The 17,457-nt window shown below is 63.6% G+C and carries 13 protein-coding genes; 11 read left to right on the top strand and 2 right to left on the bottom strand.

Translation table 11 applies throughout. The annotated features are described in order from the left end of the window. Window positions 1-178: 178 nt before the first annotated feature. Window positions 179-964 carry an IclR family transcriptional regulator gene (locus GGD57_RS27385; protein ID WP_184473305.1) on the bottom strand — a complete coding sequence of 262 codons (786 nt, stop codon included), beginning with the start codon at window positions 962-964 and terminating at the stop codon, window positions 179-181. A gap of 205 nt (window positions 965-1,169) precedes the next feature. Here GGD57_RS27385 and GGD57_RS29430 point away from each other — a divergent pair, with 205 nt between their 5' ends. The 6 genes from GGD57_RS29430 (at window position 1,170) to GGD57_RS27360 (ending at window position 8,197) form a co-directional block, all read left to right on the top strand. Then, entirely contained in the window at window positions 1,170-1,295 is a 126-nt protein-coding gene (locus GGD57_RS29430) for a hypothetical protein (protein ID WP_281423779.1), read from the top strand. Between the two features lie 48 nt (window positions 1,296-1,343). Continuing rightward, on the top strand, window positions 1,344-2,078 hold the full coding sequence (locus tag GGD57_RS27380) for an SDR family oxidoreductase (RefSeq protein WP_085740090.1): 735 nt from the start codon (window positions 1,344-1,346) through the stop codon (window positions 2,076-2,078). Between the two features lie 88 nt (window positions 2,079-2,166). Beyond that, window positions 2,167-3,444 carry an L-fuconate dehydratase gene (locus tag GGD57_RS27375; protein ID WP_184473304.1) on the top strand — a complete coding sequence of 426 codons (1,278 nt, stop codon included), beginning with the start codon at window positions 2,167-2,169 and terminating at the stop codon, window positions 3,442-3,444. A gap of 224 nt (window positions 3,445-3,668) precedes the next feature. Continuing rightward, the gene (locus GGD57_RS27370; RefSeq protein ID WP_184473303.1) at window positions 3,669-6,251 is read left to right on the top strand and encodes a caspase family protein; all 2,583 of its coding nucleotides are present in this window, start codon (window positions 3,669-3,671) and stop codon (window positions 6,249-6,251) included. A 276-nt stretch (window positions 6,252-6,527) separates the two neighbouring features. Next, window positions 6,528-6,926, top strand: a complete 399-nt coding sequence (locus GGD57_RS29335; RefSeq protein WP_246713747.1) for a tail fiber domain-containing protein — start codon at window positions 6,528-6,530, stop codon at window positions 6,924-6,926. A 17-nt stretch (window positions 6,927-6,943) separates the two neighbouring features. Next, window positions 6,944-8,197 (top strand): isoprenylcysteine carboxylmethyltransferase family protein, encoded by a 1,254-nt coding sequence (locus tag GGD57_RS27360; protein WP_184473301.1) that lies wholly within the window; start codon window positions 6,944-6,946, stop codon window positions 8,195-8,197. Here the strand turns inward: GGD57_RS27360 and GGD57_RS27355 are convergent. Beyond that, window positions 8,178-9,785, bottom strand: coding sequence for a hypothetical protein (locus tag GGD57_RS27355; RefSeq protein ID WP_184473300.1), 1,608 nt, complete (start codon window positions 9,783-9,785; stop codon window positions 8,178-8,180). The genes GGD57_RS27360 and GGD57_RS27355 overlap by 20 nt on opposite strands. A 149-nt stretch (window positions 9,786-9,934) precedes the next feature. Here GGD57_RS27355 and GGD57_RS27350 point away from each other — a divergent pair, with 149 nt between their 5' ends. The 5 genes from GGD57_RS27350 to GGD57_RS27330 all read left to right on the top strand — a co-directional run bounded on the left by GGD57_RS27350 (window position 9,935) and on the right by GGD57_RS27330 (window position 17,452). Continuing rightward, a complete protein-coding gene (locus GGD57_RS27350; RefSeq protein ID WP_129419277.1) occupies window positions 9,935-10,525 on the top strand; it encodes a hypothetical protein in 591 nt (196 codons plus the stop codon). A gap of 133 nt (window positions 10,526-10,658) precedes the next feature. Further along, a complete protein-coding gene (locus GGD57_RS27345; protein ID WP_184473299.1) occupies window positions 10,659-11,030 on the top strand; it encodes a hypothetical protein in 372 nt (123 codons plus the stop codon). A 212-nt stretch (window positions 11,031-11,242) separates the two neighbouring features. Beyond that, the gene (locus GGD57_RS27340) at window positions 11,243-13,204 is read left to right on the top strand and encodes a DUF4384 domain-containing protein (RefSeq protein ID WP_184473298.1); all 1,962 of its coding nucleotides are present in this window, start codon (window positions 11,243-11,245) and stop codon (window positions 13,202-13,204) included. Window positions 13,205-13,226: 22 nt separating this feature from the next. After that, window positions 13,227-14,837: a caspase family protein gene (locus GGD57_RS27335; RefSeq protein ID WP_184473297.1), complete on the top strand. Its 1,611-nt coding sequence runs from the start codon at window positions 13,227-13,229 to the stop codon at window positions 14,835-14,837. Beyond that, window positions 14,834-17,452 carry a trypsin-like serine protease gene (locus tag GGD57_RS27330; RefSeq protein ID WP_184473296.1) on the top strand — a complete coding sequence of 873 codons (2,619 nt, stop codon included), beginning with the start codon at window positions 14,834-14,836 and terminating at the stop codon, window positions 17,450-17,452. Before GGD57_RS27335 ends, GGD57_RS27330 begins: the two co-directional genes overlap by 4 nt. The last annotated feature ends 5 nt before the right edge of the window (window positions 17,453-17,457 follow it).

Here is a 17,457-nt window from a genome sequence, read left to right as displayed (position 1 = left end):
ATCGATCCATCGCAACCTCCAAATCAACGGAGAGTCCTTGAATCTATTTGACGCAATAAAACAACTGCTTACTCGCCATATGCGATTCCCCTGCCGCTTGCGGGGGTCCGAAGGACGGGTCGAGACCCGTGGCTCGACCCCGGTCGGTGCCCGTAGGGCGGATGAGGGGCAGCTGCCATCAACCAGAATTGACGACATCCGCCCCCGCCAGCAGCGAAAGCTGCGCGGCGGCTTTTTGCACCAGCATGATCGCCTGGGTGATATCGGGCGCCGTCGGCGCATTGACGAGCGCGATGAAAGGGCAGGTGAGGGCGGCGATGCAGCGGCGGTCCGGCCCGAGAACCGGCGCGGAAAGATTGTAGACGCCCGATGTCTGGGCGCTCGCCATCATCTCGTAGCCGCGCTCGCGGATCTGGTCGAGGCGATCGTAGAATTCCGGCCCGAGTTCGATATCGGCGCGGCTGCGCACATGTTCTAATATCATCATCTCCCGCTCCTCCGCGCTGCGGAAGGCAAGCAGCACATGCCCCGAACCGGTGTCGAACAGGCTGATATGGGCGCCGACGCGGATCGAGAACCCCCAATAGTCGGGCGCCTCCTGCTGGGCGATGACGACGGCAGCGCCGCGATCGAAGACGGCGAGATGATTGGCCTGGCGCGTGCGCTGGGCGAGCTCGCGCATCAGCGGCGTGGCGTAGGAGGCAAGCCGGCGCACCGGCGCGTGCAGCTGGGCAAGGCCGAAGAGCTTCAGCGTCAGCGAATAGCGGTCGCCGTCCAGCCGGGTGACGTAACCGCGGCGCACCAGGCGGTCGAGCATTCGGTAGAATTCATTGGGGCTGCGGTCGAGCCGCTTGGCGATTTCGGCCTGGGTGAGGCCGCTGTCGACGCCGGCGAGCAATTCCAGGATATCGAGACCCTTGTCGAGCGCAGGAGCGCGGTAGCGGTCTGACTCGTCGGTCTCCATTCCTTCCTCCTGTGAATAGGGCTCTGCATATACGCAGAACCGCCTCCGGAAAAGGAAAAGTTTAGGCTTGACCCTTGGCCAATCGTCTGTTTGTCTATAAACAGACAAATCATCACTGAAAAGGTTTGCTCGACAGCGAATGCGACCACAGTGCCAAAGTCGCCCAAGCGGCAAGATCGCAAGCAGCCGGGCAGGGAGGAAGACAATGCAACGCATGAATGGCCCGCCGCATGCCTTGCCAGAGGCCGGTCGAAGCGCGCAAAGAAGACAGATGGCGGCGACGACGATGGACGCGTTCCGCTATCGCCACCCAGCCTTCGTCAAGACATGAACTGCATTCCATCGTTCGGCGTAGACAATTCCAGAAAAGGCCCGTGACATGACAAACAAACTTTCCGGCAAGTCCGTTCTCATCACCGCCGCCGGCCAGGGCATCGGCCGGGCGACAGCGGCAGCCTTTGCCGCGGCCGGCGCCAAGGTCCACGCGACCGACATCAATACCGACGCGCTGGCGACGCTTGCGGCCGAAACCGGGGTTTCGACCCATCAGCTGAACGTGCTCGAAGAGGATGCGGTCAATGCCCTCGTCGCCAGGATCGGCGCCGTCGACGTGCTGTTCAACTGCGCCGGCTTCGTTCATGCCGGTTCAATCCTCGAAATGAAGGATGCCGATTTCGAATTCGCTCTCGACCTCAACGTCAAGGCGATGATCCGCACCATCCGCGCTGTTCTGCCCGGCATGCTCGAGCGCAAGGACGGGTCGATCATCAACATGGCCTCCGTCGCCTCCAGCATCAAGGGCGTGCCGAACCGCTTTGCCTATGGCGTCACCAAGGCGGCGGTGATCGGGCTGACCAAGTCCGTCGCCGCCGATTATGTCGCTCAAGGCATCCGCTGCAACGCCATCTGCCCCGGCACGGTGGAAAGCCCGTCGCTGCAGGATCGCATGCGCGCGCAGGGCGATTACGACGCGGCGCGCGCCGCCTTCATCGCCCGCCAGCCGATGGGCCGGCTCGGCTCGCCGGAGGAGATCGCCGATCTCGCCGTCTATCTCGCCGGCGCCACCTATACTTCGGGCCAGGCGATCGCCATCGACGGCGGCTGGACGATCTGAGCTCGGGCGATGACGCGGCCGGCAGCATTGCCGGCCCGCAAGATGATCGGCCGATATAACAAGCCTTAAGGAATCGGGAGGAACAACCATGACCCGCATCACCGACCTTCGTGTCTTCGATCTCCGCTTTCCCACCTCGCAAAGCCTGGATGGATCGGATGCGATGAACCCCGATCCGGATTATTCGGCCGCCTATGTCGTGCTCGATACGGATGCGCCCGATCTAGCCGGCCACGGCCTGACCTTCACCATCGGCCGCGGCAACGACATTTGCTGCATGGCGATCGAGGCGATGCGCCATCTCGTCGTCGGGACCGACCTCGCCGACGTACTCGCTCATCCCGGCAAATTCTGGCGGCATCTGACCAGCGACAGCCAGCTGCGCTGGATCGGCCCGGAAAAGGGCGCCATTCATCTGGCGACCGGCGCGGTCGTCAACGCCGTCTGGGATCTGCTTGCCAAACAGGCGGGAAAACCGGTCTGGCGGCTCGTCGCCGACATGTCGCCGGAAGAGATCGCCGATATTGTCGACTACCGCTATCTCACCGACGTGCTGACCCGCGACGAGGCGATCGAGATCCTCAAGCGCGCCGAAGCCGGCAAGGCCGAACGCATCGCCACCCTCGAAAAGGAGGGTTACGCCTGCTACACGACCTCGGCCGGCTGGCTCGGTTATGAAGACGAGAAACTGCGCCGCCTCTGCCGTGAGGCGATCGACGCCGGCTTCAACCATATCAAGATGAAGGTCGGCCGCGACCTGGACGACGATATCCGCCGCTTGCGGATCGCCCGCGAGGTGATCGGCCCCGATCGCTACCTGATGATCGATGCCAACCAGGTCTGGGATGTCGGCCAGGCGATCGACTGGGTCAAGGCGCTTGCCCCGGCCAAGCCCTTCTTCATCGAGGAACCCACCAGCCCCGACGACGTCGCCGGCCATCGCAAGATTCGCCAGGCGATCGCGCCGGTGAAGGTCGCGACCGGCGAGATGTGCCAGAACCGCATCATGTTCAAGCAGTTCATCGCCGAAGGCGCGATCGACATCGTTCAGATCGATTCCTGCCGCATGGGCGGCCTGAACGAGGTTCTCTCCGTGCTGCTGATCGCCGCCAAATTCGGCCTGCCGGTCTGGCCGCATGCCGGCGGCGTCGGCCTCTGCGAATATGTGCAGCACCTGTCGATGATCGATTACGTCGCCGTGTCGGGCACCAAGGACGGCCGCGTCATCGAATATGTCGATCATCTCCACGAACACTTCCTCGACCCCTGCCGGATCGAGAACGCCGCTTATATGCCGCCCGCCCTGCCGGGCTTCTCCATCGAGATGAAACCGGACTCGATCAGCAACTATACGTTTCGAGGCTAATCAAACCTCACCGCTCCGCATGATAATTTCCTGATTTCGATAGTCTTTCCTTGAGGGAACGGACTTCCAATCAGACGGGACTGCTCCAATTCACTTGGAAGCGGCGAAGCTTGCTTTTTTTAGCAGTCGGGAATATTTTCGAATTGTGAATGCGGAGGGGGCCCAGCACCAGCAGGCCGGCAAATTTTATTGAACTTAAACAATAGAATGTTTGCGATCCAGCCATGCCCAAGTTTCACCACGTCAAGAGACTGTGCGCCTATCTGCTGATCCTCGCGGCAATGCTGCTGCCGGTCGGCCTGGCGCATGCCGCCATGACCGAAGGCGAGAACGGACGCCGCGTCGCCCTCGTCATCGGCAACTCGGTCTATAAGACGCTGCCTTCGCTCCCCAATCCCGCCAATGATGTCGAAGAGGTCGCCAATACGCTGCGGGCGGCCGGTTTCGACGTGACGATCGGCGTCAATGTCGACCGTATCGGGCTCGAGGATACGGTGCGCCGCTTCCTGCGCTCGACCAGCCATGCCGATGCCGGCCTGATCTACTATTCGGGCCACGGCATCCAGGTGGGCGGACAGAATTTCCTCGTGCCGGTCGATGCGACGCTGGAGACGCCCTATGACGTCGAGACCCAGACCATGCCGCTCGACCTCATCCTGAACCACCTGAAACAGAATTCGCGGGTGCAGCTGATCTTCCTCGACGCCTGCCGTAACAATCCCTTCAATGCCCAGAAATTCTGGATGGCGGAAAAGCTGGAACCGGTCGGCGCCACCCGCGGCCTTGCGCGCATCGACAGCGATCTCGGCAGCCTGATCGCCTTTTCCACCGAGCCGGGCCAGGTGGCGCTCGATGGCCAGGGCGCGCTCAGCCCCTATTCGGAATCCTTCATCAAACGCGCCAGCGAACCCAACAAGGAAATCCGCCAGGTCCTGACCGACGTGCGCCGCGACGTGATCGCCATGACCAACGGCAAGCAGGTTCCCTGGGAAAACTCCTCGCTGATGGACAGCTTCTATTTCATTCCGGCGCCGCCGCCGCCGAGCGTCGAGGCGATGCAGCAGGTGAGCGTGCCGGAGGGAGCAACTGCCACGAAACTGCCGATCGCCCCGCCGCATGACGAGACCGGCTCGGCGCTGCTGGTCACCCTGAACCAGCTTCCCCAGACCGGCAAACTCAGCTTCGACGGCAAGCCGGTCGAACAGGGCGCCAAGATGCCCGCCGCGGCGCTGACGGCGCTGAGCTATGATTCCTCCGGTGTCGCCGCCGGAACCGTCGGCCTGATCGGCTATACCGTCAGCGATCCCTATGGCCAGGCGACGCAGGGCGTCGTCGCCATTACCGTCTCGGCCGATGCCGGCGCCAAGCTCGCCCAGCTCGAACAGCAAAAGCAGACCCGGCTTGCCGATGCCGGCGCCTATCTGAAGGAACTGCCGCGTGACGTCGACGCGACGATCGGCGTCGGCCCTGTTGCAGCCGCTCTGCCTGACGTGCCGGCATCGGCTGCGGAAATGACCTTCAAGGTCGCGGCCCTGCCCGACAAGGGCACGCTGCGGGCCGGAGACCGGGTGATCGGGCTCGGCCATGTGTTGGAACCCGCCGATATTGCGACACTTTCCTACGAGCCGCAGATCGGCACCGAAAACCAGCCTTTCGCCCTGACGCTGCAGGCCGCCAATGACAACCTGCCGCCGGCCACCATCACCTTCAAGCCGACGCTCGACGCCTGCGACACCGCAGCCGCAGCGCCTCTCGACCTGCAGGGTGTGACGTCGGGCAAACTGCCGAACGAGATCGACCCGGCCATCGCGGTGCCGGCCTGCACGGACGCCATAAAGACCTATCCTCAGGTGGCGCGCTTCGTCTACCAGCTCGGCCGCGCCCAGCTTGCCAACCGCGACACCAAGACGGCCTTCGCGACGATCAAGAAGGCGATGGATGCCGGGCATATTCGGGCGATTTCGGAGCTTTCAGGCCTTTACGCGCTTGGCGCGTCCGTTACGCGTGATGATGCGAAAGCTGCTAAGATAGTTCAAGCGGGGGCAGAGAAAGGTGATCCCTTCGCTTTGTATGGCTACGGTAGGAGCCTTTACTACGGCCGCGGCATCAAGGCGGATACACAGCAGGGACTGCGATTGCTGCTTCAATCCGCGGATCTCGGCCATACCTATGCGATGAATGAACTCGGATATATTTTCTTGAACGGCATCAATGTTCCAGCCGATCCGGAACGCGGTATCCGCTTCTACCAGGCGGGCGTCGAGCGAAACGACATTTACTCTATGAATAACCTCGCGATGGCCTACCGTTTCGGAAAGGGTACGCAGCAAGATCTTTCTAAGGCAGTCGAACTTTTCACGCGGGCTGCAGAAGGTGGACAGCCCTATGCTCCGACCAATCTCGGGCGCATGTACCGGGATGGCATCGGCGTTGCCGTAAACAAAGCCGAAGCAGTGAAGTGGCTGGAGATGGGAGCGGAGCGCGGTGACTACTGGGGTGCACTGGACCGCGCCAATCTGGCGAAGGAAGAAGGTGCGGATGCCGACAGCCTCGCAACCGCGGTCCGCTACTTCGCACTAGCGATGGCGATCAACATGCCAGGCAGCGGCGATCCGAAAAATCAGGCGCTGGCGGAACTCAAGAGGCTGCCTGGAGCTGCAAAGAAACAAGCGGAAGCCACCTTTGCCGCCGAGCTGACCGCTCAAGAGCAAAAGGCAATCTCCAAATCCAAGTCGCCCGATGACAGGCTTATCAAGCTCGCCAAGGCGACATGGGTCAAGCGAAATCCGAGGTACGATCTCTTCTAAAACGGCGGTCTGGGGGCGCCCTACATGAACAGCAAGCTCATCATCCGTATCCTAATGTGCTCGACATTCCTTGCAGGCTCTGGCGCGATCCTGCAGAGCTGTATTTTCGACCCCGGCGCCAAGACGCTATTTACCAGTGAAGAGCCGGCGAGAAACGTCGCCCCCGCCCAAACCACACCCGCCGCTAAGAAAAGGGTACCCTCGAATACCAGTCAACCGGCTTTCGCCCGCTCTGAGAACAGTTCCAGCGGGAATTCCAGTTCTGGAGGAGGAGGCATGGGCGGCGGCGGATCGAGCAGTTCTTCCAGCTCGAGCAGTTCTTCCAGCTCCAGTAGCTCCTCTAGTTCGAGCAGTTCCGGTGGATGGAGTCCCTCGGATCGCCGCCTGAAGACCGATATCCGTCGACTCGGCACCTCGGCTGAGGGCATCCCGGTCTATGCCTTCCGCTATATCTGGGGCGGCCCGCTCTTCGTCGGCACGATGGCGCAGGATCTGTTGGCAATCCGGCCCGAAGCCGTCATCGCTACCGGATCGGGCTATTACATGGTCGACTACGACAAGCTCGATATCGCAATGATCTCGCTGCCGGAGGATATGTCGTCCCTGACGGCTGAAGCAGCAACGGCGCTTGCGGCGCGGATAGGCTCTCCGGTCTCCGTCCAGCCGGCAATCTGACCGAGAAAGCCGAGCGCGTGCCGATATCGCAGGACAGGGGTGCCGTGGCCGGCAGCCCTCTCGTCAGCCAGGCCGCAACCCTTGCCGGCGTTCTCGTCGGCATCGCGCTGTCGGACTATCTGCAGCTTGCGCCCGGCATGGCGATGGCGCTTGCCGTCATCTGTCTTCTCCTCGCGTGGATCGTTGTCGAAGGCATGCCGGCCGCGCGTCAGGCCTGGGCATCAAGGGAAAGACGCAACGAGGCTCCTGCCATCTTCTGGCGGCGCATCGGAACCAAGCTGGTCGGCCTTGCCGCGCTCCTCGGCGCGGTCGTCATTGCCTGTTCGGTCTTTCCGTTTTTCACGCAGTCGTCCGCGGTCCAATGGGTTGTCGAAGCCAGCCATACGACCATTCCCCTTTCCATCGCACTGGCGATTGCCACCATTCTCTACGTCGCGGTCACCGATCTGATCGCCAAGCAGCCTGACGATTATCTCCATCAGGCCGGACGGGCGGTGCTGATGCAGGATTTTCGCGAAGAGGACGTGCTCTTCGCATTGCGCCTGCTCGCGATCAAATGCTTCTTTCTCGTGCTGATGTTTTCAAGCGGCATGGCGGCTCTTTCCGATCTGGCCGACAAGCCGGCCTGGGCCTTTCCTCCACTGTCGGCGGCCTGGTTCGAAGGCTGGATGCGGCTTGTCTTTCTCCTCGACGTCATCCTTGCAGCCGGCGGCTACATCGCCACCTTCAAGCTTTTCGGCTGGCATGTCAGGGCGACGGAGACGACGGCGCTCGGCTGGCTCGTCTGCCTCATCTGTTACGAGCCGTTCTTTCCTGCGATCTCACATGCCTTCGTGCCTTACGGCGACGGGCCGGGCTGGGAGAGCGTGATCCGGGAGGGTTCGTCCGTCTTCTTTCTCTGGAGCGGTGCAATGCTGTTCTGCGCCCTGATCTATGTCTGGTCGACCATCGCCTTCGGGCCGCGTTTTTCCAATCTCACCCATCGCGGCATCATCACCTCGGGCCCCTATCGCTTCATCAAACATCCGGCCTATGTCTCGAAGAACATCGCCTGGTGGCTGTTTGCGGCCCCGAGCTTTATCGCAAGCGGGTTTGCGGAAGGACTTGCCCGGGCCGGCATGCTGGCGATCGTCACGCTCATCTACATCATGCGCGCCCGCGCCGAAGAACGCATGCTGAGCCTGGATCCAGCCTATCGGGACTATGCCGAGCGCGTCGCAACGCACGGTCTTCTGGCAATGGCGAGGCTGCTCACCCATCCAACCCCTTGAAACGCACCGGCTGGTAGCCGCGCATCAGCAGGCTGCCGAGGGAATAGGTGTTGCGGCAGACGCGGCCCTTGCAGGCGTTCGGCGAGGCCTCCATCACTTCCACCTTGCGGTCGTCGGTGAAGCGCATGAACAAGAGCACATGCGAGCCCGGCTTGTTCAGCGCGTCGCCCGGCCGCAGCGACCAGGGGTCGGAGAGGCGTTTGGTGATGCCGGGGATGGCGCGCGTCGAGACATGCATCTTCAGGCCCCAGGCGTCGCTGACGAAGCCGGAGCAGTCGACGCCGAGAATGTTGGATTGCGGCGCGCTCTTGGTGCAGACATTGCCGGCGGTCTGGCCCTTTTCGACGCCGCCGATGAAATTCTCGAGCGGCGTCTTGCAGCCCCAGCAATAGGGAACGCCCTTCACCGTCTGGCCGCGCTTGCCGATCAGGTAGACCGGCCGGCGCAGCCGGTTCATGTTGAGGCAGCCGGGCCCGGGATCGCCGCCATAGGCGGTCGGCGTCACCAGCCAGTTCAGCGTCTCGAAGCCGATCGCCCGCTCGATCACGTCGTCCCGCGATTTCGGCACGATCGCCACCTTCGGCGTCCTGCCGGGTTTATCGGGTTTGAGCGGCTTGGCAGGGTTGATGACGGCAAGCTTGCGGCCGGGATCGCGGCCGTCGAGTTTGACCACCTGCGCCCGGCCCTCCTGCGATCTCAAATAGAGCACGTCGCCGCGCGGGCCGATCGCCACGAAGCGCCTGGAAAACACCGTGCCCGGGTCGATCGGCAGGTCGTAGACCCGGTCCATCGCGCCGTTCGGCGTGAAGCGCGCCACCAGCATGCCGGTGCGCTCGGGCCGGTCGGCCGGCACCAGTTCGACCAGTGCATAGGGCCTGCCCGTCGTATCGATGTCGAGAAGTTCGACGGTACCGATCCGCCCGTCCGCGCTCAGCTGCAGCGACAGGAAATTCTCCTCCGAGCTCGCGCGCCGCAGCAGGATCTCCGCCTTGTCGCTGGCGGCCGAGACTTCCGCGACGATATCGCCGAGCCCGCGGCTCGGCACATATTGGATAACAGGCGGGCGGGCTTCGGGCCGGCTGACGCTGCGGCCGATCTCGTCGATGATGCTGTTCAGCGGCCCCGGCGGCACCGAGCCCATCGAAGCGAAGACCGAGCGGGTGTAATCATCGGCATCGCCGCCGCCGTCGACGGCGCGCAATGTCTGCGACCGGCCGTCGGCCTCGGTGGAGCGCTCGAGCGGCACGACGCCATCGGACCAGAGGTAGAGTTCGTTATGGACGACGGCGAGATCCTCCGGCGCGGCATTCTCCGGCAGCGGCAGGATCTCGGGTTCGGCCTGCGAACGTTCGGCGTCGATGGCGAGCACGCGGCCGTTGTTCTGGTCGAGGATATAGACGGTGCCGTCGTCGCCGACGGTGATCGCCGCCGGCCCGGAGGCTTCGACCTCCTCATTGGCGGAGATGATGCCGACCGAACGACCGCCGTCGCCGCCGGGAAGCTCGATGATCACAGTGTCTTTGGCAAAAACCGGCGAAGCGACCGCAAGTGCCGCGGCAAACAGGATATGCGACGCTGAACCACGCATTGCCTCGACCCTCAAAAGACTGCCAAGTCTTTAAAATGTTAGGACAGTTGCGCCTCCTCAGCAAGCTGTTGCTTTCCAAACGATTTGGAGATCTGCGCTGGGAATAGTACAAGATCATCGTCTCGACGATTTGCTGGCAGGGAATGCTTATGCTGGAATGGAACGGTGACGAACTGGCGCTCGACATCAGCCTGCTGGAGCAGGTGCGCGCCGCAAGGATCGGTTTCTCCGATCGGGTCTGCGCCGCCTCGGCCAGCAAGGACGACAAGCATCTGGCGCAACTGCGCTCCGAGCCGACCTACCTGATGGCCGAGTTCCTCTATTCGATGAAGGTCTTCGGCATCAGCACCGCCGAGGATATCGAACGTTTCGCCGACCTGCACAATGATTACGTGGTGTCGCTCACCCGCGATCCGGCCAAGCTGCAGCGCCTCGGGCTGTCGCAGGATCGCGCGCTCGCCTCGATGTTCACCGCCGACACCAAGCCGCGGCTGATCCAGAACTGGGCGGAGAAGGCGGGCGCCATCGACCAGTCCAATCTAGCCCGTTTCCTGGTGGCTGTCATGTCGAGCGAGACCTGCCGCAAGACGCTGATCGATTTCGAGACGGCCGGCTTCATGCAGCGCAAACGCTCGCCCTACGGCACCATGGTCGTCTGGTCGACGGGAATGATCGAGGAGATTTTCGGCGAGATGCTGCGCGATCTCCGTCTCGGCCTGCAGCAATTGAAGATCCTCTGATTTCCAACCGATTTCACCCCTCCCAACCGATTGGCACTCGATTGGCACCGGGCGCCGTTGCCATCTTTCCGGCCTCTGCCTATTGTTTCAGCGATAGCCGCGCAAATGGCGCACCAAGACGGATGTGACGACGATGACGAAATCCCGGCTCATACCCCTGTCGATCACCCTTCTCATGGCACTGCCTCCGCTCGGCCATGCCGGCCCGGCCGAGGATGCGCTGGCGGCGCGCAACCCTTCGCTTGCGGCACTGCGCCAGCATGACGAAAAGGCCTTTATCGCGGCAGCCGCGATCATCGCGGACCATGAACGCGCTGAGGGCCTGACACCCGGCGCGGGCAAGCTGCCGGATCAGACGTCGCCCGGCCGCGACATGGGCGCCGGCCCCGGCAAGGAATTCACCGTCGATAATCCGGATATTCTCTGGCTTTACAATTCCTCGCCCGAGGGCATGAGCGACCTGATCTCGATTTTGAAATCGGCCGGGCAGAAACCGAAGAACTAACCACGGCTTCGAAGTCAAAATGACTAGATCGGGCGGTGAATATTGCCGAGCGCGCGTCTTGCGCAGGTCTTTTCCGGGACGGTTTCTTCCAGGCTCCAAATAATTTGTAACCCTCCCTCAAGCAAGACAGGCAAAGCCATCCCAATTTCGCCGGTCAGTGCTATTCTCATCTTCGACACAGTGTGAGATTGTTCGAAAGAGGAGGTTTTCCAATGCCGAACCGCAAAGCCATCCTAGCCGCAGCCACCTTTCTTTCGTTCTTTGCGGTAGTTCCCGCCGTCGAGGCGCAGAATGAACGCACACTCACCGAAGCGCCGGCGCAAACCGGCCCCGTCAGCATCACCTTCGATCGCGCGGAGGCCAAATACGCCATCGGCGAAGTCGTCGGCCTCTTCATCCAGTCGAGCGAGAATGCCTATGTCACGGTGCTGAACGTCTCGCCGAACGGTTCCGTCGTCAAACTTTTCCCGAACAAGTATCAGACCGATGCGCTGGTCGGCGCCGGCAAGCGCGTGCAGGTGCCGGATCCGGCAAGCGGCGCCCGGCTGCAGGTCTCCGGCCCTGTGGGACAGGAGCAGATCAAGGTCTTCTATTCTTCCAAGCCGCTCAACATTTTCGCCGATCTCGGCGGCAGCGGCAGCGGCATGTTCCGCTCGATCGACGGCGGCATGGATGCCGTTTCCCGCAGCCTCGAAGAAGCCCGCAGCCTCGGCACCAAGATCAGCAGCAAGACGCTGATGCTGACGACGGTCGACAGCCCGGCGGCCCTGCCGCCCACAGCAACCCCGCCGATTGCCGCCGCTCCCGCCGCAAAGCCGGTCGAGCAGGCGGTAAAGCCGCCGGTTGCACCGAAGCCGAAGCCGGCGAAACAGGAGGTCGCCAAGAAGCCGGAAACGGTGGTGGAAAAACCGAAGCCCGCCGCCCCGAAGAAGGTGACGCCGAAGCCGGTCGAACAGGCGACGACCCAGCCGCCGAAGAAATACAAGATCGTCACCAACCTGGCGCCCGGCCAGGAGCTTGCCGCCGACGAACTGCAGTTGATCGGCCCGGCCGACACCACATCCTCCACCCGGCCGAACCAATATAAACAACCAGGCCAATATCAGCAGCCCGCCCAGTCCTACCAATCATCGCAGACGAAGATGCCGAAGCTGCCAATGCCGCAGCTCAAGATGCCGCAATTCAAGCTTCCCGGCGGCTTCAGCATCAAGATGCCGCAGCTCAACCTTGGCCGTTCGGCAGACCCGGCCGGCCAGGCTGGCGAAGGCGAGCAGATCGAGGTGGCCAATGCCGACACGCCCGCCTGCACCGCCCTGCTCGACAAGCTGAATACGGCCGTCGCCGCCAAGGATATCCCGGCTGCCGCGACGCAAGCCGATACGATCGCCGTCAGCGCCGAATGCGGCCAGTTCCAGGTGAATGCCCAGCGCCGCGTCGCAGCCCTCAGGCTTGCCGCCGCCCAGGAGATGATGGCCGCCGACAAGCCGGTCGCCGATTACGAGCCGCTGCTGGTGGCCGCCGACAGCCCGCAGGTGCTCTGGCAGGCCTCGGCGACACTCGGCGAGATCTATTTCTCCGCCCGCCGCTTTGCCGATGCCGCCGCCGATTACCAGCAGGCGATCGAGATCATCAAGAACGAGACCCGCACGCCGAAAGCGCCGCCGGCCGATACGATTTCCGATCTCATCCAGCGTGCCGCCCAGGCCCGCATCCTTGCCGCCAATCCGTCGAGCGACAATCCGCAGGGCAGCTTCGTGCCGGCCGAGAAGGATCACCGCAGCGGCGTGCTCGGCGGCATCTATTCCGAAAATGTCCGCGGCATCGTGCCGGTCTCCATTCCGGTGCCGATCACCTTCGATTTCGACAAATCGACCTTCACCTCGATCGGCACCGAGGCCGCCGAGGAACTGCTGGAAGCGCTGAAGGAGCAAAAGCCCGGCCGCATCATCCTCATCGGCCATACCGACCGGCGCGGCGGTGACGATTACAATCAGAAGCTCTCAGAGCGCCGCGCCCAGGCGGTTGCCGATTTCCTCAAGAGCCACGGCATCGACGCCTCGATCGATGCCGAAGGCCGCGGCGCTTCCGAACCGGTCGACGTGACCGCGACCGCAAACCTCACCGAAGACGATGTCGATGCGCTGAACCGGCGCGTCGAATGGCGCCGCGAATAGCTGGGGCGAGGGGGGCTCGGCCATGTCCACATCCGTTTCCCTGGCCGCAGCCCTTGCCTTCCTCACTTTGGCGGCCACCGGCAGCCTGGCAAGGACGATCGAGGCGCCCGAACGCGGTGCCGTCCGGGCGGTGCTGATCGGCATCGACCTCTACCGCAACGTTCCGCCGCTGCACGGCGCCGTCGCCGATGCCGAAGACCTCTCGCTGTCGCTGCGCTCGGTCGGCGTCGAGGATATGACGCTGTTGAAGAACGGCGCCGCCGACCGCGAGGGCATCTTCCATGCGATCGAAGCCGTTACGGAGCGGGCAGGGCAGGGCGATCTCGTCGTGCTCGGCATTGCCGGCCACGGCTCGAGCGAGCCGGAGCGCGTCAAGGGCTCGAAACCGAGCGGCCGCGACGAGGTCTATGTGCTTGCCGGCTTCGATACCCGGCTGCCGGGCTCGCGCGAGCGCATCTTCGGCGACGAGTTCAAGGTGCTGATCCACAATCTCGAAGCCAAGGGCGCCGATGTCGTCTTCATCGCCGATACCTGCCATGCCGGCGGCATGACCCGCGACGTCGATCCGCGCGGCGCCGACATCACCTGGCGCCAGGCGCCGTCCTATACGATCGAGGAGGACGACCTCGCGCCGATTTCGACGACATCAGATGCGCTCTCAACCGGCTTCGATTTCCAGCGGCTGACCTTTCTCGCCGCCGTCGACGACAACACCAAATCGCCCGAAATCTCGATCCCCGGCATTGCCCAGAAACGCGGTGCGCTGAGTTATGCCACAGCCCGCGCCTTCGAGGGTGCCGCCGACCGCAACGGCGACGGCGCGGTCAGCCGCCGCGAACTCTTCGAATATGTGCGCCAGGCGGTCTACCAGTTCACCGACCAGCGGCAGAATATCTTTACCGAAAGCCCGCCCGGAACCGATCTCGACCGCGCCGTCGTCTACACTTACGAAGGAGCGGGAGCCCAGGAGACGGCCGCGAAATCGACCACTCCGCCGCCCGCCGCGGCCACGCCGATCCGCATTGCCGCCCTCGGCCCGGATCAACCGCTGCAGGGGATCAGCCCCGCCGTCACGCCGTTCACGCTGACGGAGGCCGCCGATGCCGAACTGGTTTTCGATCCGGAAAAACACGAGGCGATTGCCGGCGGTGATGTCGTCGCCTCCGGCGTCGGCGCCGGCGACATGCCCTTCGTCGTCGACCGCATGGCGGCGCTCGATACGCTGAAGCTGCTGTCGGATCCGCAGACGGTGCGCGTCACGCCATCGGATGCGGTGCATCGCGAAGGCGAGCGCGTCGGCGTCACCGTGTCGGATCTCGCCGGCCGCAGGCTCGTGCTTTTCGACGTCACCGGCGATGGCACCGTGCAGTTCCTCTATCCCGGCGAGAAAGATGCCGATAGCGGGATGCCCCAAAACTTCGATCTCGATCTCTCCGTCGTCGCCCCCTTCGGCACCGACCTGCTCGTCGCCGTCAGCTCTGAAACCCCGATGCCGCAGCTCGTGGAATTCCTGAAGCAGAACGACAGGCGCCGCACGGCCGGCAATATCGCCCGGCGCCTCGGCGAATTCCTGCCCGAAGGCGCACGCGTCGGGTTTACGGTCCTCTATACCTCCGCCGGAGCCAAGTTATGAGCACGTCGATCAGCAGGGTCCTCAATATTGCGTCCGTCATGCTGCTTCTCTCCGCTCCCGTGCTGGCGCAGCAGGATACCGATTTCGCCGGCGAGGATGGCGGGCGCGTCATCGGCGGCCAGGCGGCGAAGAAGGGCGAGTGGCCCTGGCAGGTGAAGATCCTGGCGCCCGATCCCGAGCAGCGCGGCCGCTTCGGCGGCCATTGCGGCGGCTCGCTGATCGCCCCGCGCTGGATCCTGACGGCCGCCCATTGCGTCACCAGCGGCCGCTCCGGCAAGCAGGATCTCTTCGCCCGCGACCTGCTGATCGTCGAAGGCAAGTCGAAGATCGACAAGGTGATATCGGTCGACGGCCCCGACAAGCCGGGTCTCGCCGTAGAAGACGTCATCATCCACGAGGATTTCGACCGCAAGGTCTTCGCCAACGACATCGCCCTCATCAAGCTCGCCGAACCCGCCGTCTCCAGGCCGGCCATTCTCGCCTCGGCCTCGGACGAGGATGTGGAGGCCGCAGGTCACAAGGCCGTCGTCACCGGCTGGGGCTACACCAAGGCCGACCACGGCTGGGACGACAAATACCTGCCGACCGAGCTGCAGGAAGTCGAGCTGCCGATCGTCCCGCGCGAGGATTGCCGTGCCGCCTATCGCGACAGCTCGATGCGCATGAACCCGATCGACGAGCGCAATGTCTGCGCCGGTTATGCCGAGGGCGGTAAGGATGCCTGCCAGGGCGACAGCGGCGGGCCGCTGGTCGCCCAGCGGCCGGACAAACGCTGGATCCAGCTCGGCATCGTCAGCTGGGGTGCGGGCTGCGCCGAGGCCGAGCATTACGGCGTCTACACCCGTGTGGCCGCCTTCCGCGACTGGATCGCGGCAAAGACCGACGGCGACGTGCCGAACGTGGAAGGCCCTGATGCCGGGCAAGCCGGCGGCGATCAGGTCGCATCGACCACAACAGGCACCGGGGCAAAGCAGAAACAGTCCGGCCAGCAAGAAGCCAACCTCGCCATCACCTCGCCGACAGGTGAGACATCACCGAAAGGTGAGACCTCGCCAACCGGCGAGACCTCGCCGACAGGTGAGACATCACCGAAAGGCGAGACCTCACCGACCGGCAACACCCCGCCCGCCGGCGCAACCGAAACGCCGAACCCCGACATGCCGGCCGCGAATGCTCCCGCCGACAATCAGCCCGCCGTCCAGCCGGCGCCCGTTCAAACCCCCGCGACGCAAAGCTCCTCCGGCGACCGCGCGCTGCTGATCGGCATCGACGATTACGAAATGCGCGAGGCCAAACTCACCGGTTCGGCAAGCGACGTGAAGGCCATGCAGCTCTTCCTCGCCAAGACGCTCGCCTACCGCCCGGAGCAGATCCATACGCTGACCAACCGCAAGGCCACCCGCGAGGCGATCCTGGCCGAAATCGACGACTGGCTGGTGCGCCAGTCGACGCCGGGCAGCCGTGTCTTTCTCTATTTCAGCGGCCAAGGCTCCGAGGAAATGGGCGCCGAGGCGACGACGAGCCCGACGCTGGTGGCCGTCGATGCCAAGCTGACACGCGAAGGCGGCAAGGTGACGGTCACCAACCAGATCCGCGAAACCGAGATCGCCGCCCGGCTGAACAGCCTCAAGGACCGCCGCGTCACACTGCTGATCGATGCCTGCCATGTCGGGCCCGGCAGCCGCAGCGCGGTGGCCGCCCCTGCCGGCGGCACCGTGCGCTGCCTCGGCCCGGCGCTCGCCGCCCTCGAACCGCCGAACAAATCGGGCAAGGAAGCGAAATTCTCTTTCGGCGGCGAAAACGCCATGGTCTGGTCGGCCGTCAACTCGGGCCAATGGGCGCTTGTCGACCGTGAGGCCAAGCCGGCGCTCGGCGTCTTCACCCGCAACTTCATCGAAGGCGTACAGGATGGCGTCGCCCGCGCTGCCGACAAGCCCGACGTCAGCAATGCCGCTCTGCTCGATTATGTCAGGCGCAAATCCGATGAATATTGCCGGACGCACACAGAGGACTGCCGCTTCACGCCGGTGCCGCAATTTTATGGCCAGCCGGATGCGCTCGGCCGCGACGTCATCACCGGCGAGGAGGCGAAAACCCCGGTTGCCGCCGTCGAGAATACACTGAAAACCGATAACGAAGCCGGTGTCGCCGTCGACATGCTGCCCGGCACCTCGGTCGGCATCGGCGACAAGGTGGCGATGCGCGTCTCCACCAAGAAACCCGGTTATTTGATCCTGGTCGATATCGACGCCTCCGGCAAACTCACCCAGCTCTACCCTAACAAGCGCTCGATGGGGCTGAAGCCGACAGCCAAGAGCGGCGACAACCGGCTTGATCCTGCCCGCCCGGTCGTGGTGCCCGATGCCCGCAATCCCTATATCGGCTTCGAATATCAGGTGGAGGGACCGGCCGGCGTCGGCATGGTCGTCGCCATCCTCAGCGACAAGCCGATCGAAGTGCTCGACCTGCCGGATGTGCCGACACCGCTCGTCGGCCAGCGCGCCGCCTTCAATTATGTCTACGACCTCGCCCGCAGCCTCCGGATCGTCGGCGACGACGAGACCGGCGCCCAGGGCAAATGGTCGTTCGATTCCAAATTCTATCGCATCCGCTGAAGAGG

Origin of the sequence: Rhizobium esperanzae, from assembly GCF_014197615.1 — a bacterium.
Classification (GTDB): Bacteria; Pseudomonadota; Alphaproteobacteria; order Rhizobiales; family Rhizobiaceae; genus Rhizobium; species Rhizobium esperanzae_A.
Note: the sequence above shows the minus strand (reverse complement) of the source record. Positions and strands in the feature narration are given on the sequence as shown.